This window comes from Larkinella insperata (genome assembly GCF_026248825.1).
GTDB lineage: Bacteria > Bacteroidota > Bacteroidia > Cytophagales > Spirosomataceae > Larkinella > Larkinella insperata.
Window position 1 is genome coordinate 1,454,860 of the sequence record NZ_CP110973.1, and the last position, 23,522, is coordinate 1,478,381.

A 23,522-nucleotide genomic window follows, 5' to 3' on the forward strand; every position below is an offset into this window, starting at 1 on the left:
AAATCAAGGTTAATAAGCCGGTAGATATCTTCAGACTCAACCGTTTCAATACGTGACTATTTTTTAAAAATTTGTACTTTTCCGTAAACGCCATAATTTATGAACATCGCCTTAGTAACAGGTTCCGCCGGATTAATTGGTAGTGAGTCTGTGGCCTTCTTCGCCGACAAGTTTGATTTAGTGATTGGTGTGGATAACAACCTACGCCAATATTTCTTTGGAGCGGACGGCTCGACCGAATGGAATCGCAACCGGCTGAAGGATGCGTATCCGAATTATGAGCACTACACCGCCGACATTCGCAAAGTAGAAGAGCTGGAACCGATCTTCAAAAAATACGGTACCGACATTACGCTGATCGTTCATACGGCGGCTCAACCCAGCCACGACTGGGCGGCCCGTGAGCCCTTCACCGACTTTTCGGTAAATGCCACCGGCACGCTGAACCTGCTGGAGATGACCCGGCAAAACTGCCCGGAAGCGGTTTTCATTTTTACGTCAACCAATAAAGTTTACGGCGACAACCCGAACTACCTGCCCCTGGTTGAAACGGAAACGCGCTGGGAAATTGACGAGAATCACCCGTACTTCAAAAACGGTATCGACGAATACATGTCGATCGACCATACCAAGCACTCCCTGTTTGGCGCTTCGAAAGTTGCTGCAGACGTGCTGGTGCAAGAGTATGGCCGGTATTTTGGCATGAAAACCGGTATTTTTCGGGGAGGCTGTCTAACCGGGCCTAACCACTCAGGCGCTCAGTTGCACGGGTTCCTGTCGTACCTGATGAAATGTGCGATCACGGGTAACCACTACACCATATTTGGTTACAAAGGCAAACAAGTTCGTGACAACATCCACAGTTATGACCTGGTGAATATGTTCTGGCATTACTACCAGAATCCGCGGGCGGGCGAAGTATACAACGCCGGTGGAGGGCGTCACGCCAACTGTTCGATGCTGGAAGCCATTGCCGTTTGCGAGGAAATTTCGGGCAACAAGATGAGCTACAGCTACTCCGAAACCAACCGCATTGGTGACCACATCTGGTACATTTCTGACTTATCAAAATTCAAAGAACACTACCCCACCTGGAACTGGACGTATGACCTCAAACAAACGCTGGAACAAATCCACGATAGCATGGTGAAGCGTTTGCAGGTTCAGCTATAATTGCTCCATATGATTATGCAACTGTCAGCCGCTCCAGGGTGGCTGACAGTTGTCGTCAAAAGGTATGCTTAGTTTTGACTCGAACCCCGTTGTTTTTCTGGGAATCGGTTACGGTCTACTCTGGGTAGTCAGTGCATTGGCGGTGAGTTCGGTTTGGTTGCGTCCGAATACGGTCTGGCGAAGCCGAACTTTCTTTTTGCTGCTGGCGCTGGGTGCCGTTGCGTTCATGCGGCTTCCCTCGGTAGTTTTCAACCAGGAGCTGAATCCCGACGAAAGTCAGATGGTCGCTCAGGTAATTACGCTGCAGTACGATCCTGTTTTCTGGCGCTCGGTCGATGGCACCACCGGCGGTCCCCTGAATAATTACGTGTTGCTGATCCCGGGTTGGTTTGGTCTTTCTTACGATTACATTTCAACCCGTCTTACGGGCCTAGTCCTGATCCTCGCTACGCTTTGGCTACTGTTCCGAACGCTGGAATCCTGGTTTGGTGAGAACGTGGCCCGCTGGTCTCTGCTACCCCCACTGGTTTTGCTGGCCATGACCCAAAACGCCGATCTGGTTCATTACAGCAGCGAGTACCTTCCTAATTTTTTGCTGGGACTGTTGTATTACGGGTACGCTCGTTTTCTTCGGGAAACCATCCCGTCCGGCAGCCGACTTTATTGGTTTGGAATGGTTGCCGGAATGGTTCCGTTTAGTAAACTGCAAGCCGTTCCCATGCTATTCTGCGCCGGGTTGTTCGTTGCCATTGACATACTCACGCGCGCGAATCTGACGGGCGGGGTAAAAGCCAAAAAGCTGCTCCTATTACTGCTGGGCGGTTTAAGTTTCCCGGTGCTGGTCATACTTCTGACTCTTTCGACGGGGGTGTTTGAAGACATGATTACTTTTTACTTCATTGGTAATCTCAACTACGGCGGTGATGGTCAGTGGTCGTCCCACCTGCTTCGGCTTCCGGCCTTTCTCCAACGCGTTGAAGAGTTCAGCTGGTTTATGTGGCTTTCCGGATTGCTGGGAATCACGTTTCTGCTGTTTTTCGTCCAAAACCGCTTCCGGCTGCATACCAACCGGAAGATCTGGGCCTTTTTGCTTAGTCTGCTGGGCTTCACCTTCATGGCCATTACCCGCACGGGTACCGAATACATTCACCATCTCTTGTTTTTGGTTGTCCCCGTCGGCCTGTTGAACGGTTGGTTTCTGAGCGAAATTTCGCAGGCCAGCCGCGCCAACAAGCGATTGGCGCCCACCCTTGCAATTGTTACGCTGGCGGCTGCGCTGGTCCCGTACGGAGTTCGCTATGTAAGCCGGGCGCTGCATCGCACCCCGCTCAACTCCTATGTGCAGAATAGCCGCCAGGTGCCGCAGTCGGCGGTCACGCAGCGGATTTTACAATATGCCAAACCCGGCGAGAAGCTGGTGGTTTGGGGGTGGCAATGCAAATATTACGTCGAAGCTCAAATGCCGCAGGGCGTCAACGAGAACCACTCGATTCGCAGTATCTTTAACCACCCCCTGCGGGATGCGTACCAGAAACGTTACATTCGGGATATACGCCGTTCGATGCCCCCGGTTTTTGTCGATGCCGTTGGAAACTCGCTTTGGCTAAGCGACCGGGCCACGGAGGGACACGAAACAATTGCTCCTTTACGCGATTTAATTGCTACGAAGTACCGGTTTGCCGGTGAAATAGACAACACCCGTATTTACGTTCGCACCGACCGTTATCAACAACCCTAGTACACCTATGTGGATAAAAAAAGGATTGATTTACAAAACGGACGGCCAGAAGCCCTTCAGCCGTACGCACGCACAGGTTCCATTTGCTTTTCCGCTCAACGACGAGCGCCTGCGGGTTTATTTTGCCACCCGCGATGAAAACCGTTCATCATCAACCTCGTTCGTGGAGTTAGACGCCAACGATTTGTCGAAAGTGCTGTATGTGCACGATAAGCCCTGTCTGAGCAAAGGAGCCGTCGGAATGTTTGACGAAACGGGCGCTATGCCCTCCTGGTTCCTCAAACGGGGTGACGAAATCTGGTTGTACTACACCGGCTGGAACAAAAGCGAAACGGCCTGGTACCGGCTCGGCATCGGTCTGGCCATCAGCCGCGACGGGGGGCTGACCTTCGAGCGGGCGTACGACGGGCCGCTGCTCGACCGCTCAATTTATGATCAGGTCTGGGTGGCTCAACCCTGCGTGATGGTTGAAACGGCAGCCGACGGCACCGAACGCTGGCGGATGTGGTATTTGTCCTGCACCAAAATTGAAATCATCAACGACCACCCGGAACCGTTCTATGACGTTAAATACGCCGAGTCAAAAGACGGTATTACCTGGGAGCGCAAGGGTGTGGTTTGCGTCGGTTACAATGAATTTACGGATGCGATTGGCCGCCCGGCGGTAGTGAAAGACGGTGATTTGTACAAAATGTACTATTCTTACCGCAGCGCGACCGACTTCCGGACCAGTATCGAAAAAAGTTACCGAATCGGGTATGCCGAGTCAAAAGATGGAATTACCTGGGAACGCAAAGACGAGCAGGCGGGTATCGAGCGGTCGGCAGAGGGCTGGGACTCCGCGATGATGGACTATTGCCATTTGTTTCAGCATCAGGATAAGTGGACCATGCTTTACAACGGTAACGGTTTTGGAGCATCGGGCTTCGGCTACGCCGTTCAGGAAAGCAATCAATAACGAATCAGTCTGTAGATACTTGCAGTCTCACCGGGTCGGAAAAGTAGCCCGTTTGTTAGAATTCCACGGATTCAGTTGACATTACCGGCAGGGGAAGGTAGCTTTAAAGTACGTACTGGCTTGAATTGGTTTGGCACTATTTTAGACCTATTCATGGCAGTATGACCTAATCGATTCAAGGATCGGTGCAGCTCCATTGTACGAAATGACAGGAGAACCCATTCATTGAGCGCGGCTATCCGTTAGTTTACATACACAAGCCGCAGGCTGAACTGATCACCCCTGGCTTGCCGGTGGTTGGTCAGATGAATGAAATTTTTAATGAAGATGAAAGTAAGCGTTTCAATATTCGCCTACAACCACGCCAAATTCATTCGGCAAACGTTGGATAGCGTTTTATGCCAGCAAACGAATTTTGACTTTGAAGTGATTGTGGGTGACGATCTGTCAAAGGATAACACCCGCGAGATTCTGCTCGAATACCAGGCTCGCTACCCCGACAAAATCCGGCTGCTGCTGCACCCAACCAACATGGGGAACAACGGGATGTACAACGCTCTCAGTGTGTTCGAGGCCGCCCGGGGTGAATACCTTGCCCAAATGGACGGCGACGATTACTGGGTCAATCCGCACAAATTACAGAAACAGGCCGACATGCTCGATCAACACCCCGAGTATTCAGCCTGCTTCACCAATGCCCGGATTGTTTTCGAAGACGAGAATTATGATCCGATCATCCTGGTAACCGATAAAAAACCGTTTTATACCGTCGATGATCTGATCGGAGAAGATGAAATTTTCTTCATGGCTACTTCCAGCATTATGTTCCGGAAAAACGCCATTCCCAACTACCCGGACTGGTTCTTTCAGTCCCAGAGTGGTGACATTCCGCGGAACATTCTGCTGGCAAAAGTTGGTCCGATCGGGTATATTGACGAAATTATGTCGGTATACCGGAAAAACATCGGCGGAGCTAGTTACGCTGACAACGTTCAGGATAAAAAATTTCTGGATAACCGGATCCTGATGTACTCGAACATCAACCGCGAACTGGATTATAAATACGACAAAGTCCTGCGGAAAAACATTGCCCGGTATTACAAAATGATGCTGGACGCGCAGCAGTATAAAGACAGCTATTTCCGGCGCGCGGGCGCAGCTTTAAAATTCCTGTACCTGGGAAGACCCAAGGGGCAGATTGCCAAAGAAGTTATTCAAAAGTACGTTATGCCGGCGCCGGTATTTAAACTATACAGCGCCATCCGCTTAATGCCTTACCGACTAATGAACCGACCATGAAATTAAGCGTAGTTATTCCGGCCTACAACGAGCAGGAATCCATTCCTGAAACGTTGCGGTCTCTGTACCAGACCTTGTCTAAACACGGTATTCCGCACGAAATCTGCGTTACTAATGATAATTCCAAAGACCAGACCGCGCAGGTGCTGGAACAGTTGACGTACGAAATTCCGACGCTGGTTTATTACACCAATCCGGGTCCAAACGGTTTTGGGTACGCCGTCCGCTACGGTCTGGAACGGTTCAAGGGCGATTGTGTGGCCGTATTCATGGCCGATATGTCCGACGATCCGGAGGATCTGGTCAAGTTTTACAACAAAATGCTCGAGGGCGACTACGACTGCGTTTTCGGCAGCCGGTGGAACAAGGGCGGTAAGGTAATCGACTATCCTGAGTTAAAGAAAGTTATCAACCGGGTGGCCAACTTCATCGTCCGGATCATGATGGGGATTCGCTACAACGATACGACCAACGCCTTTAAACTCTACAAACGGGAAACGATGGAGGGTCTGAAGCCGTTTCTGTCGCCCCACTTCAACCTAACGGTGGAATTACCCCTGAAAGCAATCGTACGGGGCTACAGTTACGCCGTGGTTCCCAATAGCTGGACCAACCGGAAATACGGCGAATCCAAGCTGAAAATCAAGGAAATGGGCAGCCGCTACTTCTTTATTCTGCTGTATTGCCTGATTGAGAAGTTCTTCTCGCAGGGTGATTTCCGCAAAAAGACCAAACCTGCAGCACCGGTAAGCCGGTAAGCGGGAAATCTTCTTTGGGCTCAAACAGTAACGGTTTTTTACGGTTTATCTATACGATAAACTTCTTTTTCACCTGAAAAAACCAGAACCATGGCTGAGAAGAGCAAAGAGGAAATAGACGCTAAGCAGGCAATAAGCCCGGCAGGTTTGGGCGATCAATCGGTCAGCGGTACCAGCGGGCCAGGTAGTCAGATCCCGGATGAAGAGATACAGGATATTGCCCCGACGGACATCGAAGACAAATACCTGGATGGCGAGGAAGACCAAGTCGCGGCTAATGTGCGGGAAACCCATCCAAACCGAAATCGGGACGGAAAACCGCAACTCGATAAACCTTCGTACGGCGGAGGGCATTAAACAAAAAGGGCGCTGAAAGCGCCCTTTTTGTTTAATGCCGGCAAACCGGACCTACTCTGCGACGGCTGATTCGGCAGAAAGCTGCTGGTATTTTCCCGCCAGAATGTGGTAGGATTGGGAGCGCATGGCCAAAAGCGTAATAATCAGCCCAATCAGCCCGGTAACGGTGAACAAGAGCGCCAATCCCCGGTCTTTACCGGTTCCGAACCAGTCACCGATGAGCTCCACCCCCGCCCCGGTAGTCATGAACGGGATAAAAATCAACTCCGCAATCGGACCAATGATAAAAGCCGTGATGGGCGAAGCCGCCTGTTCAACGCTCTGCGCGAATCCGAAAACCCGTCCCTGCCGTTCGGGCGAAATCAGTTTCTGAATGATGGTCTGTTCGGCAGCCTCCACCACCGGAATCAGGCACATGTAGATAAACAGTCCCGCTGACAGCAACACGATAGACGCCTGAAGGGTAAAGAACACACAGACCGTCCACATGACAATGTTGGCCACAAAGAGCGTCTTCAGCGGTTTGGAGCCAAGCCCTTTTTTGGATACAACCAGCCCGCCAACGATAAAGCCCAGACTCAAAAAGCCCCACAATATGCCCCACACCTGCACCGATACGAGCGACAACCCGTAGGCATCCATCAGCGACATAAAAACGCCACCCAGGAAGTTGTTGAAGGTGTTAAAAAAGATGAGCGCCAGAAAGCCCGGAATCTGCTGAATCGCTTTCAAGGTTCCCCGAATGTCAATGCGCCGGGGGTTGGTCGTCTGATCCGGTACCGCGACAACGATTTCGGATTCCGGAATGGAAACCGTCCACAAGTGACCAACCACCAGACCGGTCAGCACAATGGCTACCACCAGCATCCAGTAAACACCCAGAAAAGCAATCGCCAAACCACTGAACAGGGAAGCCACCAGAAACGAGACCCCGTTGGCCGTACCCACCAGCCCGTTGGCCCTGTCCCGCTGGTCTTCTTCGATCAGGAGCGTGACCAGCGTTGCGATTGCAATGGTGCGGACGTTACCGGCAATGGCTCCCAGCAGCCCCAGCAGAATAAACGTCCAGAGCGTTAGGCTACCGGGGTTGGAAAAAACTGAAGCGGGCGTCACGCTGTACAGCAGCAGAGCGAGCAGGTAGAAGCCCAACGAAAACAGACTCGACCCCATCATGACCGCTTTCTTACGGTAATGGTCAACCAGCGACCCCAGGAAGAAACCCGAAAAGGCCACAGTTCCCAGGTAAATTCCGGCCATGACGGACGTTGCCACCACCGACTTGGTTTCCAGGTACAGCCAGAAGGTGAGCGCATACCAGACGCACGAGTTGGTTAGGGAGGCCACCAGCGTGTTCGCCAAAAGTGTATAAAATCGGTTGTTCATAACAAGGAGATTCACCGCACCAGGGGCGGTAAAAAATTATAGCATGATCCAATGCCGGACCATGCTATAACTTCATCTGGTATTGTTAAAGTTTAAACCGTTCGAAATGAATTTGGCTGCCACGAACGCACCCCTGATGACCCCAGCGCAACGGTTTCCTGTTTTTTGTGGTAGAAAATGTACGACGCGGCTCCCAGGCCCAGAAAAGCCAGCATAGGCAGCCAGTCGGTCGGTGTTTTCATGGAGCTGTAAACGCAGTAGGCCGCCCCCACCAGGTCGATCATCAGACCAGCGTAGGCCCACTCTTTAACCCGGGGGAAACCCGGCACCAGAATGGCAACCACCCCGAAGAGCTTCGCCCAGCCTAAGAAAGGAACCAAGTAAGCCGGCATCCCCATTTCTTTAAACCCTTGTACAGCCATTGGTAACACCAGAATATCAGGAATAGCCGAACCAAGCATGACAAACGCAAACAGCCCCGTAAAAACCCAGTACAGAATTTTCGTCTTTTTCATGGCAGTGTAATTTGTTGTTTAGTTAGATTAATTAGACAAATTTACTGGCTCACCCCTACTTAAACGGTGTGTAAAAACGACATTGACAGGGTGTATTGCGACAAGTTTCCGGCTCCCTTGTGAACCACGGCGGCACCTGAAATTTGCCATAAAAAAAGGTCAGGATTTGCTGATCCTGACCAACCCGGTTAAACCGTAAGACGCCGGCTTATTTGACCGTAAATAGCTTCAGGCAAACCGGCGCGGGGACTTTTATCTGCGTACCGGTTGGGTTCAACTGACCGGTTTTGCCGTCAATTTTGTACACAACAATGTTGTCGGTGTCCTGATTGGCCGCAAAGGCATATTCTCCTTTGGGATCAATCAAAAAATTACGGGGTGTTTTGCCATCGGTCGACTGTTGCCCGTTCAACGTCACCTTTCCGTCGTTCGCAATCGACAGAACGGCCAGCGCATTGTGGCCCCGGTTCGACTGGTAGAGGAACTTGCCTTTCGGGTCCGTATGAATGTCGGCGCTGGTGTTGTTGCCGGTAAAATCAGCCGGCAGCGTTTTAACGTTATCCTGCAACAGGGTCAGCGCACCGGTTTTGCTGTCGAGGGCAAACGTAGCAACGCTGGATGTCAGCTCTTCCACCAGGTACAGATATTTGCCATTGGGGTGAATGGCGATGTGACGCGGCCCCGAACCGGGTGCTACGCTGGCGTATGGGGTAGCCGCCGGTTTTACTTTGCCGCTGGCCTTGTCAAACTCATAGATGTATACCTTGTCGGTTCCCAGGTCGCAGACGTACACAAAACGGTTGTTGGGCGAAACCGTGGCCGAGTGAATGTGCGGTTTTTCCTGCCGCTGGGAGTTTGCCCCTTTTCCTTCGTACTTCAGCGTATCGGTGGCGGCTCCCAGCGTGCCGTCGTTCTTGATGGGCAGAACCGTGAACGTGCCTCCGCCGTAGTTGGAAACAAACGCCAGCTTACCGGTCTGGTCGACGGCGATGTGGCAGGGGCCGCGCCCGTGCGACGACTGTTGATTCATCATCGTCAGTTTGCCGGTTTTGGGCTCAATGGAGTACGAACTGACCCCGCCGGAATTGGCCGCAGCTTCGTTGACGGAATACAGGTACTTACCGCTGGGGTGAACGGCCAGAAACGAAGGGCTTTTGGCGTTCGAAACCGTCTGCAACTGTTTCAGTGAACCGGCGCTCCGGTCGAATTCGAGCACGTAAATCCCTTCGCTACCCCGGGTTGAATAGGTGCCGACGTAAATAATTTCTTTGGGCGATTGTGCTTCTGCCAGAGCACTAACGAGCAGAGCAAGTAACAAGAACAGTCTTTTCATAGTCAAGGGAAATAAGTCGGTCACAAAGCTAACAAAAAGGATAAGCCAGCGGTCCGATACCGGTTGTTTCTTTCACTATGGGCCATCATACATGAAAAAAACGATTTCGATGCGCCCCACTTCGCCAATCATTTTCTCCGAAGCCGAACCACAAACCCTCCGCCCGGCGCCAGATGGACGGGCAACGAATCCCGCGGCCGAACCGTCTGCGTCGAAAACTGATAATCCACCGGATTCCGGTCGGCGTTGGGGCCATCGGCGCAGCGCACGGCTTCGTATTCGCCCATCGGTAGAAAATCCAGCCTGAGGGTCAGATCGCGGGCAGTCCAGTCGGTCATTCCGGCAATGTACCAGTCCTGGCCCTTTCGCCGGGCGGTGACGATGTAATCGCCGAGTTGGGCGTCGAGAATGCGGGTTTCATCGTAGGTAGTCGGAAAGCCGCCCAGAAACTCCATGAAGCGCGGTTCGAGCAAAGCCTGCGACGGATTACCCGAAAAAATCGGCAACGGACTGTCGTACACCAGAAACATGGCCAGTTGGTGGCAGCGCGTGCCCTGCGACATCACCTTGCCCGCAATGGGCCGAAACTGGTCTTTCGTGGCGTTTTCGAGCAAACCGGGTTCGTAGTCCATCGGCCCGGATACCATGCGGATAAACGGCAGCAGGACGTCGTGTTCGGGTGTGGCCTTGTGGCTCCAGATGTTGTATTCCGATCCCAGAACCCCCTCCCGCGTGATGGCGTGCGGGTAGGTGCGGTCAAATCCGGCCGGTTTGTAGGCTCCGTGAAACATGATCATGATGCGGGATTTGGCGCAGGCTTCCGCGATACGCGTGTAAAACCGTACCATGAGTTGGTCGTCGCGGTCCATAAAATCAGTCATAATGAAGTCAACTCCCCAGCGCTGAAACTGCACCAGGGCCGGTTCCAGTTGCCGGTCGAGCGTCGATGCCAGCGTCCACATACTCAGCCCAATGCCCTGCGCCCGGGCGTACCGGGCCACTTCGTCCATGTCCAGCCCCGGCGTAATTTTAAACAAATCCAGGTAGTCGGACCAGCCCGCGTCCAGCAGAATCCGTTCAAAACCGACGCGTTTGGCGAAGTCGATGTAGAATTTGTAAGTCGCCGTGTTGATGCCCGCCCGGAACGACACGTTGAACAGGTTGATGTTCGTAATCCACTCGTCGGTACATTGCCCGGGCCTGATCCACGACACATCCGTCAGCCGGTTGGGCGCTCCCAATCGATACACCAGATCGGACGAGGGCAGATCGCGGTCGGAGCCAATCACCAGCACCCGCCACGGAAACACGCGCCGACCCGTCGTTCGGGCTATGTAATCGGCCCGGCGGGTGACGATGGCCTGCGGAAATTCACCCTGGGTCATCCGTTCGGCCAGCGGAAACGGGGCAAAAACACCGGTCAGGGCCGTTCCGTTTTTCGCCAGAAACATTCCGGGGTACTCTTCCAGATCGGACTCGGTGATGACAACGCGCGGCTTGTTCGAAGCGGCAACCAAGACCGGCGAAAAAGCCAGGGCCGTGTCGGGTACCTGGCTCAGCGGCTGCACCTGATAAAGTTCTTCAAACGAGGTATGAAACCGGTCGGCGTCGGCGCGGGGCTGCACGGCGGGGTAGTAAACCGTGGGATCGTCGGCAAATTCAAAGCGGGCTTCTTCGCTCCGAACGATAATCGAATCCGGGAAGCTGGTGCGAAAACGGTATGCAACGCCGTCGTTGTAAGCGCGGAAAATCAAGCTGTAATTTCCCCGGCATTCGACGGTTAGTTCCGTGTACTGATCCGGCACCACCCGGCGTTTAAGGGCCACCGGTGCCACAATTGAATCCCGCACGGTTCGGATACGGCTTTGGCGAACAACCGAATTGATGCCCAATCGTTTATCGTCCAGCGTTAGCGAAATGGCCGAAGGTTGCACGAGTGGCTGACCAGCGTGGGTGACCGAAAAAGTGATCCGGGTATCGAACACCACCCTCAGCGCCAGCCGGCCGTCGGGCGACGTAAGAGTCCGTTGAAACGGGCGGGCCGCAAACACCGGCGCGCAGAGAAGCAACAGAACGAGGCAAGAGAGTTTCATCGCAGAAAAGGTTGGGCGTTACAGCGGCTAAAGTAGGTAAAAAATAAGGTTTAGTGGCCCGGGGAAACGTCCGTCAATCCAACGGTCATCTTGGTTTTGTGGCGGAAAAAAGTAACTTTTGCCTGCCCGATAAACCCGGTGCATTCATCAACCTAAACGATACATGGTTTCAATGCGATTTAAACTTTACCTGCTGTTTCTGCTGTCGGCCAGTCCTCTCCTTGCCCAAAAACAACCGTTTACGGCGGCTCAGTTGTTTAAAAACGAAAAGACCGATCTACTCAAAACCCTGCCAAGCATACGGGATTGGGCCGACGATTCGCACTATCTGTTAACGAAGGACGAAAAAATTTTCTCGGTCGATGTGAAAACCGGTCGGGAGAGCGAGCATCCGATAAAAAACGATTGGGTCATGTATCCGCCCCTTAGCTCGTTAAAAAAGGGAGAAGAAAAGGCAAAGGCTCAGAACCTGACGGCCTCACCGAATCAAAAGTGGATTGCCTTTACGCGAGACAGCAAAAATCTGTATATCGCCGATTCGGCCAATAAAGAGCGTCAGCTAACCTCTGACGGTTCTGAGACGGTTTACAACGGCTACGCGGCCTGGTTATACTGGGAGGAGGTGTTGGGCCGAAACACGCAGCACAAGGCGTTCTGGTGGTCGCCGGACAGCAAATACCTGGCTTTCATGCGGTTCGACGAAACCAAAGTTCCGGTTTTCCCGATTGCCGGAGCCACGGGCCAGCACGGCTATCTGGAAAGCCAGCGGTATCCCAAACCGGGTGATCCGAACCCGCTAGTGAAAATGGGAATCGTGGAAGTCGCGACCGGAAAAACCGTGTGGGCGGATTACGACGCCAATGCCGATCATTATTTCGGTACGCCATTCTGGACGCCGGACTCGAAAGCCCTCTGGATGCAGTGGAAAAGCCGGGGGCAGGATACGCTGAAACTGGTGGCCATTCAGCCGGCGACGGGCGGAAGAACCGAGCTGGTCAGCGAAAGTCAGAAAACCTGGGTCGACTGGCTATCGGATCTGCATTTTGTCAAAGACGGCAGGCATTTTATCCGCATGAGCGACGAATCGGGCTGGATGCACCTCTACCTGCACACCATGGATGGCAAGCTGAAAAATCCGCTTACCAGTGGAGCCTACACCGTGACGGGCGTCTCGCACGTGGATGCCAAAAACGGCCTGGTGTATTTCACGGCCCGCAAGGAAAATTCGGCCCGCATCGATCTCTACAAAGTTAAATTTGACGGTAAAGGCCTGCAACGCCTGACGTTCGGGGAGTTCAGTCACCAGGTGCAGGTTTCGCCGGGCGGCAGTTACTTCATCACAACGTATTCTAACCTTCAAACCCCGCCGAAGATGGCTTTGCTCGACAAAAATGGCAAATTCATCCGGGAACTGGGCGATGCGAAAGGCCCCGCTTTTGACCGCTTTTCGGTCGCCCGAACGGAGCTGGTACGCGTGCCCACCTCCGACGGTTTTCAACTGCCGGTGGTTATCAAATATCCAACCAGCTACGACCCCAACAAACGGTATCCGGTGATGATCAGCATCTACGGTGGCCCCAACGCCGGGCGCGTGTACGACCGCTGGAGTTACTCGCCCCAGGAGCAATGGTACGCCCAGGATGGCCTGTTGCAAGTGGGCATCGACCACCGGGGATCGGGGCATTTTGGCAAAACGGGCCAGAACTTCATGCACCGGAATTTGGGCAAATGGGAAATGGAAGATTACGGCACGGCCGTCAAATGGCTGGTTGACAAAGGGCTGGCCGACCCGAAGAAAGTGGCGATAACCGGTGGCAGCTACGGCGGTTATGTAACGGCGCTGGCGCTAACGCGGGGCGCTGACGTTTTCACGCACGGAATTGCCAACTTCGGCGTAATGGACTGGCAACTCTACGATACGGAGTACACCGAACGCTTCATGGACACCCCCGCCGAGAACCCCGAAGGCTACAAAGAAAGCGCCGTGCTCAACTACGCCGACCGGCTGAAAGGTACGCTCCGAATTGTCCACGGTACGATGGATGATAACGTTCACATGCAGAACTCGATTCAACTCGTTGATACACTGGAAAATCTGGGCAAACACTTCGAGTTTATGGTTTATCCGGGCGCACGGCACGGCTTTGGAACTGCCAGCAAGAGCAGACACGCACAGGCTGAAACCGCCCGGTTTATTTACCGGTATCTCCTGGAAAAGCCGTTCCCGACGGACGTGTGGCCGTAAGCCTGTAATTAGATAAGATTCCAACAACCGCCCCGGCTTACTTCAAGCCGGGGCGGTTGTTTTATCCGTCGGTTGCTGCAATCATGCAAAACAATAGTGCTGGCTAGTTCTGCGCTATTCGTTCCGACAAACGGGCTATTGCGCCCGGTAGCTTTGCAACACCAATTCACGCATCAAGCTCCTGCCCACTCGGCCTGCCGCATCCGCTCGCGGTATTCCCGGGGCGAATGGCCGCTCTGTTTTTTGAAAAACTTATTGAGGTGGCTTTCGTCGGTAAAGTTGAACTCACTGGCGATCTCGTTGATGCGTTTGTCGCTGAACTGCAACCGGTGGGCAATCAGTTTAGTCTTATAGCTGGCGATGTAGTGTTGCATGGTTTCGCCGGCGTGCAGCTTAAAATACCGTCCCAGATAGGCCGTCGAGGTATTGAAACGTTCGCTTAGGTGTTCCGTTCGTAGCTTTTCCGGTTCGTAAATATTGGCCTGGATGTAGTGCAGGATGTCCATTGCCTTCTGTTCGGTACGCTCCGAAACGTCCAGCTCCTGGTATTTGGCGATGTTGCGGGCCACCACAATAATCAGCGTGTTGATCAACTGCTGAATTAGCTCCCGGTTATAAATATCCCGGTTAACGTACTCCCGCACAAGGGCGTCAATCATCGGGCGCACCAGTTGCTTGTCGGTCTGGTTTTTCAGGATGCAGCCGGGGCGGTGGTTGGCATTTTGTAGAATAAATTCCAGCTTCTGGATGCTGGCCGGTGGCAAGCCGCCGTCTTTCAGGTAGATGTCGTTGAACCGTAAAAAGAAAAAGGTGGTAGTCGTCTGAATGGCAAAAGAGTGGCAATCGTCAGGTGTGATTAAGAACATATGGTTCTCGTGGTACTCAAACTGGTTTTGGTTGATGCACTGTATCCCGGTTCCGGCAACGATGTAGACCAGCTCAAAGAAATTGTGCTGATGAGCTTCTTTCGGACCTTCATCCAGCGTTTTGTACGCAATGGTGTAAGGTTCGTACAAATTTTCTCTTACCATAACACAAATATACCGCTTTTAAGAAAAATTATACCGCTAATGGTACCCCTGCGTAGTATAAATTTGCCTCATCAAAAATCAAACAAGATGAAAGCAATTATTTTAAAACAGCCGGGTGCCCCCGACAGCCTGCAAATTGAAGAAGTGGCAACCCCCAGTCTGAATGAATGTGAAGTTCTGATAGCCGTGAAAGCCATCAGCATCAACCCCGTTGATGTGAAAAGCCGCGCCGGAAAAGGGGTCTATGGCCGAATCAAAGAAGAAAGTCCGCTTATTCTGGGCTGGGATATTTCGGGCGTGGTAACCGAAAGCCAATCGTCCCTGTTCAAAGCAGGCGATGAAGTGTTCGGCATGGTCAACTTTCCGGGACACGGCAAAGCCTACGCGGAATACGTGGCGGCCCCGGCCAGCCATCTTGCCCTAAAACCCGCCAACATCTCGCACGAAGAAGCCGCTGCGGCCACCCTGGCGGCTCTGACAGCCTACCAGGCGCTGGTCAAACACGCGAAGGTGCAGCCCGGGCAGCAAGTGCTGGTACACGCGGCTGCCGGTGGCGTAGGCCATTTTGCCGTCCAGCTTGCCAAACACCTGGGCACACACGTAGTGGGAACGTCTTCGGCAACAAACAAAGATTTCGTTCTGCAACTGGGCGCAGACGAGCACATTGATTACCATACCTACAACTGGGAACAGGCAACGCCCCAGTTCGACTTCGTGCTCGACGGCGTTGGTGGTGACAACATCGACCGTTCGCTGCACGTAACCAAACCGGGCAGTACGCTCATCAGCATCCCGTCCGGCCTGAACGAAGCCGTAACCGAAAAAGCCAAAGCCAAAGGCGTAAACGGCTACTTCTTTCTGGTCAGTTCAAACGGCGACGATATGAAGGTCCTGGCCGATTATCTGGAAAAAGGCATTCTGAAAGCGCACGTGTCGGAAACCTTTGCCTTTGCCGATATGGCCAAAGCCCACGAACAGGTAGAGAGTGGCCGTACGGTAGGCAAAGCCGTTGTGGTCTTGTAATCATCTCTGAAACAGATCCAACAAGCCGTCAGGTTAGGCAACCTGACGGCTGTCAGATAATGATTATAGCCTTCTTAGCCTAATGCAGGCAACCGCTGCTCAATCCGGCTCCGACGGCTTTCATACTGCTCCGGCAGTTTCAAATGGGTGCCCAGTTCGGTCAGCGGTTCATCGACCGTAAAGCCGGGGTTGTCGGTGGCAATCTCGAACAGCACCCCGCCCGGTTCCCGGAAATAGATGGAATAGAAATAATTCCGGTCAATTTGCCCGGTCACCTGCAAACCCCGATTGGCGAGCTTTTCGCGGAAACTCTCCTGAACGGTTTCGTCCTTCACCCGGAAAGCCACGTGGTGGATGGTTCCACCCGCCACCAGGCCGTTGGACTCACCCCGCGCTTCAACCAGATCCACAATGGCGGCATTCTCGACGGCGCTGGTCGCAAAACGGTACCGGTTAACGTGTTGCTCAACCAGCTTATAGCCAAACACGTCGGTCAGGATGTCGGCCGTCTCCTTCATGTCTTCAAGCGTCAGCGTGACGTTGTGGAACCCCTTGGTTGCCACGTCGGCTTTCACCTCTCCGGCTTCCCAGGGCTGGCGGACGTCGGGCGTTTGGGAAACAATCAGCTCCAGTTTCAGACCGTCGGGATCGAGGAAGGGCAGATACCTTTCGCCAAACCGCTCCGAAGGCTTGTTGTAAATGACGTTGTACTTATCAAACCGTTTCAGCCAGAAGTCGAGGCTGCCCTCGGGTACGGAGTAGCCAATCTCGGTTGCCATTCCCGTACCCCGCCGACCGGGTGCGATGCCTTCCCAGGGGAAAAACGTCAGGATGGTGCCCGGTGCGCCATTTTCGTTGCCAAAATAAAAATGGTAGGTATCCGGATCGTCGAAATTGACGGTTTTTTTGACAAACCGCAGCCCCAGCACATCCGTATAAAACCGGTGATTGCGCTGCGCGCTCGTGGCAATGGCGGTGATGTGGTGAAGACCCAAGAGTTGCTCTTCCATAGGATATAAAAATTTTGATCAGGCGAAATAGTTGAAAGCTTCGGTCATGGATGGATGGGTGTAAATTTCATCCGTCAGCCGGGAAAAGGTAACGCCGTTGTTCATGGCCAGCCGAATCAGGTTAATCAGTTCATGGGCCTCGGCGCAAAACAACGAAAAGCCCAGAATCTGGTCAGTCTCGGCATGGACGATGGCTTTTAGCAGCCCTTCGGTCTGGTTCAGAATCCGGGTACGCGGTACCACTTTGGCCGGTATTTTATGAATTCGAACCGGAAGCCCCTGCGCGGCTGCTTCCTTCTCCCGCAACCCGATGTGGGCGTAAGGTGGGGTTATAAACACCGAGAAGGGCACGTTTTTACGGTCGGTTACGGCCCGGCCCGCCGAGCCAAACAGTTGCTCGCGGATAATCCGGAAATCATCCAGCGAAATGTAGGTAAACTGCGGACCGCCATTGATATCCCCTAGCGCCCAGATGTGGGGTACGTTGGTTTGCAGGTAGTTATTGACCGGAATAAAGCCATGCCCGTCCGTCTGTACGCCCGCGGCCGCTACATTCAGTCCGTCGGTATAGGCCTGCCGACCCGTCGCAACCAGAATCGCATCGGCTTCCAAGGCGGCTTCACGACCATCGGCCAGGCTAACGGCAACGGTATCAAGCGCATCGCCGGGCTGAATTTCCTTCAGACGAACTCCGTTGTAGATGGTAATCCCTTTCTGTTGCAGAACGTTACCGATTTCGGCAGCCAGGTCGTCATCCTCCCGGGGCAGAAAGCGGGGCGACGTATCCAGCACCGTTACCTGTGAACCGTACTGCGCGTACATCGACGCGTATTCCAACCCGATGAATCCGCCCCCGATAACGACCAGCTTTTTCGGTAACCGGCTTTCTTTCAGCAGAGACGTGCTGGTGTAAATGCGCGACGAACCTTCCAGACCCGGTATCGTCGGGAGAAACGGGACGGTACCTGTATTGATAAAAATCCGGTCGGCCTGAATCTGGATTTCTTCGGACGACTGGGTTCGGACGGTTATATCGTGGGCGCTGACGAAGGACGCTTTGCCGGTGATGACGGTACTGCCCGTTAACGTATCGAGCGCGTTGAAGTTTTGCTGTCTCAAAAAAGCCGTCAGTTCGTCGGTTGCCCGGACGGCGTCGGCGTAGGGAACCTTCCGTTCGGCCTGCACTACCAGCGATTTGGTCGGAATACAGCCAATGTTGATACACGTGCCGCCGTACATCTGGTCGGATTGCTCCACCAACACCGTTTGAACCTGGTGTTTAGCCAGGTAAGCCGCCAGGGTTTTACCAGCCTTGCCGAAACCGATAATCAGGGCGTCCGTTTTTATTGATTGCATAAGCGACGAAGGAAAAAAATAAGGCCGTGTTATCGGCCCGGACCGTGTTTGTTCGGGGCCAATTTAACCAGTCTTCACAGTTCATGCTACAGGCTTGCCAATTCTTTCAAGTTCCGGGCCTGCGATGGGTCAGAAAATCTGGCTGCCCCTCTATTGCTTTATGGCAAACGCGGATTCAGGCTTGTCCGGCGATTTACATGCCAATTCACCCCTGATGTGGCAAACCACTCATCCTAACACCGTTGCAGCGTAATAGCCGCAGGGAGACCCCGTTTACGCACCCTGAATTCTCCGGAAAAATTGGAGTTCTCCAGCTTTTTTGAGCGTGCAAGCAGGCCCGCACTAAAGAGAAATAAAATTGCATTTTTACTACTAAAAATGGCCCAAAAATGATCTAAATGTAGATTCTTTTTGTTTTCTTAATGTAACCGGTATCTTGTTTTTAGTGCCTCTTACGGCACCCGGTTAATGGCGGGGCAGGTTCCGGTTTTCCCATTTATCACATTGGCAACAGATACATGAAAAAACAAATTGCACTCGAGTTGACCGAAAGCGAAGCGCAAATGCTGGCGTTTTTACTGCATACAGCTACCGACCAGTTTTACGCCAGTAAAATTCTTCGGGATCGGGCTAAAATCAGCCTGAAGGATTTGCGCACCGCCGAAACGGTCAGAAGAAAACTAACCCTTTCACGCTAGTCAGCCCCGGCGGCTTTCTTTGGCTTCTAAGGGTTAAATAAACAGACGGTAAGCCGTTTGACCCATCTGGCTGGCCATCTTTCGTTTAGTAAAAGATGGCCAGCCAGATGGTTTCCTCGTGTTCGGTGGTCCATTCGACCCGGTGTTTGACGTGAGCCGGTAAGTTCAGGTAACTACCCGCCGACAGCGTAACCGGTTTTTCCTGCCCCCAGAGCCTGAGCCGGGCTTCCCCCTTTACCACCAGCACCCATTCGTTTTCGGGTTGATCGTACCAGAACCCTTCCGGCGACGCGTGACCTTTGGAGACGATCCGTTCTATTTTGAGGCCCTTGTGCGTCAGCAATTCTTCAAACAGTTCTTCGGGCAACAAGCCCGGTATAGCCGAAAACAGGTTTCCGCCTTGCTCCATAATTCTGGTCAGTTCTGGCAAATGATTCCGCAAGCTAATACTTCCCGTTCAACGCCCAACCTTTTGTAAATAAATCGGTTTAGTAAAAACCCACTGCTTTTTGTAATTCCGCCACAACAAAGTTAAATCCGCTCAAATCTGGTAACACGAATCATCTAGCCTGAGAAGCTGCATGGAAGAAAACGAAAACGTTCCTCTGACGGAGGACGAAAAAAAGCTGTTTGAAGATCTGATGCCGGAGGAGCTCGACGAAATTATGGCAACCGGTGTCAACCGGCGTCATTTTCTGAAGCTCATGGCGTTGGCCAGCGGAGGGGTCCTGGCCCACCAGGCTTCCGCGGCCGAGCAGGTCTTCACCCGTCCAATCAGCGAGCCCTTGCCCGGTGAACCCGCCCCAGCTGCCATTGAAAACGGCGTGACGGTGACATTTCGGGTGAACGGTTCTGCCAAAAAACTGCTCGTGGATTCGCGCATGACGCTGCTGGACACCCTGCGTGAACGGCTGGGCCTAACCGGCTCCAAGAAAGGCTGTGACCACGGTCAGTGCGGAGCCTGTACAGTGATGGTCGACGGTCGACGGGTTTTGTCCTGCCTGACGCTGGCGGCCACCTGTGAAGGCCAGTCGGTACAAACCATCGAAGGGTTGGCTAAAGGGGCTGAACTGCACCCCATGCAGACGGCTTTTCTGAAACACGACGGCTTTCAGTGCGGCTTTTGCACACCCGGTCAGATCTGCTCGGCGGTGGCCCTGCTGGAAGAAGCCAAACAGGGGCAGGCCAGTTATGTAACGGCTACAGTGCGCGCCAAGCCCGCTCCGGTTGTTCTTTCGGATGAAGAGATTCGCGAACGGATGTCGGGAAATCTGTGCCGTTGCGGGGCCTATCCGAACATTGTAGCGGCTATTCAGGAAGTTCACAGTGGCAAACCCGTGGAGCAAAACTGGCAATTTGCGGGCTAATCATCTTTCCAACAGCGTATGAGACCTTTTAAATATACCCGGGCCAGCGACGTTTCCTCGGCCATCCAACAGCTCGCGGCCAATCCACGGGCCCGGTTTCTGGCGGGCGGCACCAACCTGCTGGACCTGATGAAAGAAGATGTGGAACGGCCCGACGAGCTGATCGACATTACCCGGCTTGGCCTTTCCCAGATTAAACTTATTACCAGCGGCACCCGCCAGAACGGAGTTGCCATCGGTGGTCTGGGCAAAAACGTTGATCTGGCCAACCATCCGCTGATACGCCAGAACTACCCGCTGCTTACCCAGGCCATTCTGGCCGGTGCATCCGGCCAAATCCGGAACATGGCCACCAACGGAGGAAACCTGTTGCAGCGAACCCGCTGCCCGTATTTTTACGAAGTTTCCATGCCCTGCAACAAGCGGGAACCCGGAACGGGTTGCGGGGCCCGGGAAGGCATCAACCGGTTGCACGCGATTTTTGGCTGGTCGGACCAGTGCGTAGCTGTCTATCCGTCCGACATGGCCGTTGCCCTGGCCGCACTGGATGCCGTCGTCAAGATTCGCAACGCCCAGGGACAGGAGCGCGAACTTCCGTTTACGGATTTTCACCGGTTGCCGGGAAATGAACCCGAGAAAGACACGAACCTAAACCACGGCGAACTGATAACGTCCATCGAACTGCCCCTCAACAAGCTGGCGTCCCACTCGTATTACCTGAAAGTTCGGGATCGGGCGTCTTACGCTTTTGCCCTGGTTTCGGTGGCGGCCGCGCTGGAACTCCAGGACAACCGGATCACGCAGGCCCGAATTGCCCTGGGTGGTGTAGCCCACAAACCCTGGCGGGCGTATACCGCCGAAAAGATGCTGATTGGTCAGGAAGCGACCGAGTCGGCTTTTCAACGGGCAGCTGATGCTGAAATGGCCCAGGCCAAGCCATTGGAACACAATCAATTCAAGGTTACACTGGGAAACCGAAGCTTGGTCCGGGCGCTGCAGATGGCCCTGGCGGGCAGCGGTTCCTGAAGCTTAACCAACTGAAACCCATGCAGGAAAATAACAAAGTAACCGGCACGCCGGTCAACCGGGTCGACGGAATTCTGAAAGTAACGGGCAAAGCCGCCTATTCAACCGACTACCCGGTCAAAAATATGGCCCATGCCGTTGTTTTCAAGAGCACCATCGCGGCTGGTAAAATCCGAAAAATCGATACGGCCGCGGCCGAAAAAGCACCCGGCGTTCTGGCGGTGATTACCCACGAGAACGCCCCCAAGCTCGATGTGGAAGGGGGCATTCGGGGGGGTGCTCTGCTGCAAAGTCCGGATATTAAGTTTTACGGGCAGCACATTGGTCTGGTGGTGGCCGAGACGTTCGAGCAGGCTCGTTCGGCAGCGCGGCTGGTAAAGGTTGACTACCAGCAGGATGCCGCGAAAACGGATTTTGAAAAACTGGCGAGTCAGGCGGTTCTTCCCAAAGACAAAGAACGCGCGGATGCCAAACGGGGGGATGCGCCAGCAGCCATATGGGGAGCCGCCCACAAGGTGGAAGCCGTCTATGAAACCCCGATTGAGCACCACCATCCGATGGAACCCCACGCGACAATTGCCCAATGGGAAGGCGATAATCTGGTGCTTTACAACAGTTCGCAGATTGTTAACGGTGCCCAGATGGCCGCGGCCAAGACGCTCCAGCTCAAGCCCGAACAGGTTCGCATCATTTCACCCTACATTGGCGGGGGCTTTGGCTCCAAGGGCGGTCAGTGGGCCAGCCTCGTGCTCACCGCCGTAGCTGCCAAAAGGGTAAATCGCCCGGTAAAACTGGCCTTGACCCGTCAGCAACTGTTCACCTCGGTGGGGTTGCGGCAGCACAATCTGCAAAAGGTGAGTCTGGCCGCTACGCCGGAAGGCAAGCTGATGGCCCTGGCGCACGAAACGACCACGCACTGCGCCATCGACAACGAGTTTGTTGAACCGTGTGGAGACTGCTCGAAAATCATGTACGATACGCCTAACTCGCTGATTACGTACCGTGTTGTGCCGATGAACCTGATCTTGCCGACGTACACGCGCGGACCGGGAAAATCCACCGGTAGTTTTGCGCTGGAATCGGCCATCGACGAAATGGCCTATCAGCTTCGCATGGACCCCGTTGAGTTTCGGCTAAAAAATCAGCCGGAACGCGATCCCTCCAGCGGCAAACCCTGGTCCTCCCGCGCAACTGTGCAGTGTTTGCGGGAAGGAGCCAAGGCGTTCGGGTGGGAAAAACGCAAGGCGGAACCGGGTCAGAACCAGCAGGGCAATCACCTGATCGGCTACGGTGTGGCCTGCGGTACCTACCCCGCCCACCAGCGCCCTACTTCTGCGGTGGTCAAGCTTCGCCGAACGGGTCGTGAGGTGACGGCAACCGTTGAACTGGCCGCGGCCGACCTCGGAACCGGTACGCATACCATCCTGGCCCAAACGGCCGCCGACGCCCTGCAGGTGCCGCTCCAACGCATTACGGTAAAAATCGGGGATTCCAGCCTTCCGCCGGCTGCGGGTGCGGTCGGGTCGGTGGGCGCGGCCAGTTACGCCAATGCGGTGCACGACGCCTGCACGAAAATTACCGACGAGTTAATCACCCGCTCCGGAAAACAGTTTTTAGTGCGTCCAAACGCGGCCCAGCTCATGGTTTCGGAAAACATAACCGATTTTCAAACCCGGGTAGATTCGAAACCGCCTGAAAACGTCGAAGACTACTCCTGCCATAGCTTTAACGCCAATTTTGCCGAAGTGTGGGTTGATAAAGCCACCGGCATGGTTCGCGTGCCGCGCTTTCTGGCGGTAACCGGCGCCGGAACGATTTTAAACCCCAAAACCGCCCGTTCCCAGATTATCGGGGGCTGCGTCTGGGGCATCGGCATGGCCCTGACCGAAGAATCGGTGCTGGATCCGCGCTGGGGCAATTTTGTCACCCGCTCCCTGGCCGACTACCACGTCCCGGCGAACCTGGATATTGGAACGATCGAAACCCGATTTATCCGCGAAGAAGATAAAATCGTCAATACCCTGGGCGTAAAAGGTATTGGTGAAGTGGGCATTGTCGGCGTAGCGGCTGCCGTGGCCAACGCCGTTTTCAACGCGACCGGCAAACGCATCCGGCAACTGCCCATCACGCCCGACAAACTCCTTTAAAAGGATCCGGCA

Annotated in this window: 20 protein-coding genes; 12 read left to right on the forward strand and 8 right to left on the reverse strand. The window is 53.8% G+C overall.

Annotated elements, in window-relative coordinates:
* Positions 1 to 99 precede the first annotated feature (99 nt).
* The 6 genes from OQ371_RS05860 (at position 100) to OQ371_RS05885 (ending at position 6,283) form a co-directional block, all read left to right on the forward strand.
* A complete protein-coding gene (locus OQ371_RS05860) occupies positions 100 to 1,173 on the forward strand; it encodes an NAD-dependent epimerase/dehydratase family protein (protein ID WP_265992851.1) in 1,074 nt (357 codons plus the stop codon).
* Positions 1,174 to 1,237: 64 nt separating this feature from the next.
* The gene (locus OQ371_RS05865) at positions 1,238 to 2,911 is read left to right on the forward strand and encodes a hypothetical protein (protein ID WP_265992852.1); all 1,674 of its coding nucleotides are present in this window, start codon (positions 1,238 to 1,240) and stop codon (positions 2,909 to 2,911) included.
* 7 nt (positions 2,912 to 2,918) lie between these two features.
* The gene (locus OQ371_RS05870; protein ID WP_265992853.1) at positions 2,919 to 3,869 is read left to right on the forward strand and encodes a glycoside hydrolase family protein; all 951 of its coding nucleotides are present in this window, start codon (positions 2,919 to 2,921) and stop codon (positions 3,867 to 3,869) included.
* A 321-nt stretch (positions 3,870 to 4,190) separates the two neighbouring features.
* Entirely contained in the window at positions 4,191 to 5,168 is a 978-nt protein-coding gene (locus OQ371_RS05875; protein ID WP_310586614.1) for a glycosyltransferase family 2 protein, read from the forward strand.
* Entirely contained in the window at positions 5,165 to 5,926 is a 762-nt protein-coding gene (locus OQ371_RS05880; RefSeq protein WP_265992854.1) for a glycosyltransferase family 2 protein, read from the forward strand. Before OQ371_RS05875 ends, OQ371_RS05880 begins: the two co-directional genes overlap by 4 nt.
* A gap of 90 nt (positions 5,927 to 6,016) precedes the next feature.
* On the forward strand, positions 6,017 to 6,283 hold the full coding sequence (locus OQ371_RS05885) for a hypothetical protein (RefSeq protein ID WP_265992855.1): 267 nt from the start codon (positions 6,017 to 6,019) through the stop codon (positions 6,281 to 6,283).
* A 51-nt stretch (positions 6,284 to 6,334) separates the two neighbouring features.
* On the opposite strand, the gene OQ371_RS05890 is transcribed toward OQ371_RS05885, so the two are convergent.
* From OQ371_RS05890 to OQ371_RS05905, 4 genes are all read right to left on the reverse strand, one after another.
* Positions 6,335 to 7,666, reverse strand: a complete 1,332-nt coding sequence (locus tag OQ371_RS05890) for an MFS transporter (RefSeq protein ID WP_265992856.1) — start codon at positions 7,664 to 7,666, stop codon at positions 6,335 to 6,337.
* Between the two features lie 92 nt (positions 7,667 to 7,758).
* The gene (locus OQ371_RS05895; RefSeq protein WP_265992857.1) at positions 7,759 to 8,181 is read right to left on the reverse strand and encodes a DoxX family protein; all 423 of its coding nucleotides are present in this window, start codon (positions 8,179 to 8,181) and stop codon (positions 7,759 to 7,761) included.
* Positions 8,182 to 8,389: 208 nt separating this feature from the next.
* Positions 8,390 to 9,514 carry a lactonase family protein gene (locus tag OQ371_RS05900; RefSeq protein ID WP_265992858.1) on the reverse strand — a complete coding sequence of 375 codons (1,125 nt, stop codon included), beginning with the start codon at positions 9,512 to 9,514 and terminating at the stop codon, positions 8,390 to 8,392.
* A gap of 128 nt (positions 9,515 to 9,642) precedes the next feature.
* Positions 9,643 to 11,607 carry a glycoside hydrolase family 97 protein gene (locus tag OQ371_RS05905; protein ID WP_265992859.1) on the reverse strand — a complete coding sequence of 655 codons (1,965 nt, stop codon included), beginning with the start codon at positions 11,605 to 11,607 and terminating at the stop codon, positions 9,643 to 9,645.
* Between the two features lie 172 nt (positions 11,608 to 11,779).
* On the opposite strand from OQ371_RS05905, the gene OQ371_RS05910 reads away from it, so the two are divergent.
* Positions 11,780 to 13,852, forward strand: coding sequence for a S9 family peptidase (locus tag OQ371_RS05910; RefSeq protein WP_265992860.1), 2,073 nt, complete (start codon positions 11,780 to 11,782; stop codon positions 13,850 to 13,852).
* 173 nt (positions 13,853 to 14,025) lie between these two features.
* Here the strand turns inward: OQ371_RS05910 and OQ371_RS05915 are convergent, their stop codons facing one another.
* Positions 14,026 to 14,883: an AraC family transcriptional regulator gene (locus tag OQ371_RS05915; RefSeq protein WP_265992861.1), complete on the reverse strand. Its 858-nt coding sequence runs from the start codon at positions 14,881 to 14,883 to the stop codon at positions 14,026 to 14,028.
* Positions 14,884 to 14,970: 87 nt separating this feature from the next.
* On the opposite strand from OQ371_RS05915, the gene OQ371_RS05920 reads away from it, so the two are divergent.
* On the forward strand, positions 14,971 to 15,906 hold the full coding sequence (locus OQ371_RS05920; protein WP_265992862.1) for an NADP-dependent oxidoreductase: 936 nt from the start codon (positions 14,971 to 14,973) through the stop codon (positions 15,904 to 15,906).
* A gap of 74 nt (positions 15,907 to 15,980) precedes the next feature.
* On the opposite strand, the gene OQ371_RS05925 is transcribed toward OQ371_RS05920, so the two are convergent.
* Both OQ371_RS05925 and OQ371_RS05930 read right to left on the reverse strand, forming a co-directional pair.
* On the reverse strand, positions 15,981 to 16,916 hold the full coding sequence (locus OQ371_RS05925) for a ring-cleaving dioxygenase (protein ID WP_265992863.1): 936 nt from the start codon (positions 16,914 to 16,916) through the stop codon (positions 15,981 to 15,983).
* Between the two features lie 18 nt (positions 16,917 to 16,934).
* Positions 16,935 to 18,272 carry an FAD-dependent oxidoreductase gene (locus tag OQ371_RS05930; protein ID WP_265992864.1) on the reverse strand — a complete coding sequence of 446 codons (1,338 nt, stop codon included), beginning with the start codon at positions 18,270 to 18,272 and terminating at the stop codon, positions 16,935 to 16,937.
* Positions 18,273 to 18,790: 518 nt separating this feature from the next.
* Here OQ371_RS05930 and OQ371_RS05935 point away from each other — a divergent pair.
* Entirely contained in the window at positions 18,791 to 18,970 is a 180-nt protein-coding gene (locus OQ371_RS05935) for a hypothetical protein (RefSeq protein WP_265992865.1), read from the forward strand.
* Between the two features lie 85 nt (positions 18,971 to 19,055).
* Here the strand turns inward: OQ371_RS05935 and OQ371_RS05940 are convergent, their stop codons facing one another.
* A complete protein-coding gene (locus OQ371_RS05940; protein ID WP_265992866.1) occupies positions 19,056 to 19,379 on the reverse strand; it encodes a cupin domain-containing protein in 324 nt (107 codons plus the stop codon).
* A gap of 172 nt (positions 19,380 to 19,551) precedes the next feature.
* Between OQ371_RS05940 and OQ371_RS05945 the strand changes: the two genes are divergently transcribed.
* The 3 genes from OQ371_RS05945 to OQ371_RS05955 are packed head-to-tail and all read left to right on the forward strand — an operon-like array spanning position 19,552 to position 23,510.
* A complete protein-coding gene (locus OQ371_RS05945; protein WP_265992867.1) occupies positions 19,552 to 20,337 on the forward strand; it encodes a 2Fe-2S iron-sulfur cluster-binding protein in 786 nt (261 codons plus the stop codon).
* A gap of 18 nt (positions 20,338 to 20,355) precedes the next feature.
* Positions 20,356 to 21,363 carry an FAD binding domain-containing protein gene (locus OQ371_RS05950; protein ID WP_265992868.1) on the forward strand — a complete coding sequence of 336 codons (1,008 nt, stop codon included), beginning with the start codon at positions 20,356 to 20,358 and terminating at the stop codon, positions 21,361 to 21,363.
* Between the two features lie 20 nt (positions 21,364 to 21,383).
* Positions 21,384 to 23,510: a xanthine dehydrogenase family protein molybdopterin-binding subunit gene (locus tag OQ371_RS05955; protein ID WP_265992869.1), complete on the forward strand. Its 2,127-nt coding sequence runs from the start codon at positions 21,384 to 21,386 to the stop codon at positions 23,508 to 23,510.
* Positions 23,511 to 23,522 lie beyond the last annotated feature (12 nt).

Excerpts from the sequence above, each read along its gene's own strand:
- OQ371_RS05940 (WP_265992866.1), bottom strand. The coding sequence starts at position 19,379 with ATGGAGCAAGGCGGAAACCTGTTTTCGGCTATACCGGGCTTGTTGCCC.
- OQ371_RS05955 (WP_265992869.1), top strand. The coding sequence starts at position 21,384 with ATGCAGGAAAATAACAAAGTAACCGGCACGCCGGTCAACCGGGTCGAC.
- OQ371_RS05935 (WP_265992865.1), top strand. The coding sequence starts at position 18,791 with ATGAAAAAACAAATTGCACTCGAGTTGACCGAAAGCGAAGCGCAAATG.
- OQ371_RS05865 (WP_265992852.1), top strand. The coding sequence starts at position 1,238 with ATGCTTAGTTTTGACTCGAACCCCGTTGTTTTTCTGGGAATCGGTTAC.
- OQ371_RS05890 (WP_265992856.1), bottom strand. The coding sequence starts at position 7,666 with ATGAACAACCGATTTTATACACTTTTGGCGAACACGCTGGTGGCCTCC.
- OQ371_RS05875 (WP_310586614.1), top strand. The coding sequence starts at position 4,191 with ATGAAGATGAAAGTAAGCGTTTCAATATTCGCCTACAACCACGCCAAA.
- OQ371_RS05945 (WP_265992867.1), top strand. The coding sequence starts at position 19,552 with ATGGAAGAAAACGAAAACGTTCCTCTGACGGAGGACGAAAAAAAGCTG.
- OQ371_RS05905 (WP_265992859.1), bottom strand. The coding sequence starts at position 11,607 with ATGAAACTCTCTTGCCTCGTTCTGTTGCTTCTCTGCGCGCCGGTGTTT.
- OQ371_RS05870 (WP_265992853.1), top strand. The coding sequence starts at position 2,919 with ATGTGGATAAAAAAAGGATTGATTTACAAAACGGACGGCCAGAAGCCC.
- OQ371_RS05900 (WP_265992858.1), bottom strand. The coding sequence starts at position 9,514 with ATGAAAAGACTGTTCTTGTTACTTGCTCTGCTCGTTAGTGCTCTGGCA.
- OQ371_RS05860 (WP_265992851.1), top strand. The coding sequence starts at position 100 with ATGAACATCGCCTTAGTAACAGGTTCCGCCGGATTAATTGGTAGTGAG.
- OQ371_RS05915 (WP_265992861.1), bottom strand. The coding sequence starts at position 14,883 with ATGGTAAGAGAAAATTTGTACGAACCTTACACCATTGCGTACAAAACG.
- OQ371_RS05885 (WP_265992855.1), top strand. The coding sequence starts at position 6,017 with ATGGCTGAGAAGAGCAAAGAGGAAATAGACGCTAAGCAGGCAATAAGC.
- OQ371_RS05950 (WP_265992868.1), top strand. The coding sequence starts at position 20,356 with ATGAGACCTTTTAAATATACCCGGGCCAGCGACGTTTCCTCGGCCATC.
- OQ371_RS05930 (WP_265992864.1), bottom strand. The coding sequence starts at position 18,272 with ATGCAATCAATAAAAACGGACGCCCTGATTATCGGTTTCGGCAAGGCT.
- OQ371_RS05880 (WP_265992854.1), top strand. The coding sequence starts at position 5,165 with ATGAAATTAAGCGTAGTTATTCCGGCCTACAACGAGCAGGAATCCATT.
- OQ371_RS05895 (WP_265992857.1), bottom strand. The coding sequence starts at position 8,181 with ATGAAAAAGACGAAAATTCTGTACTGGGTTTTTACGGGGCTGTTTGCG.
- OQ371_RS05920 (WP_265992862.1), top strand. The coding sequence starts at position 14,971 with ATGAAAGCAATTATTTTAAAACAGCCGGGTGCCCCCGACAGCCTGCAA.
- OQ371_RS05925 (WP_265992863.1), bottom strand. The coding sequence starts at position 16,916 with ATGGAAGAGCAACTCTTGGGTCTTCACCACATCACCGCCATTGCCACG.
- OQ371_RS05910 (WP_265992860.1), top strand. The coding sequence starts at position 11,780 with ATGCGATTTAAACTTTACCTGCTGTTTCTGCTGTCGGCCAGTCCTCTC.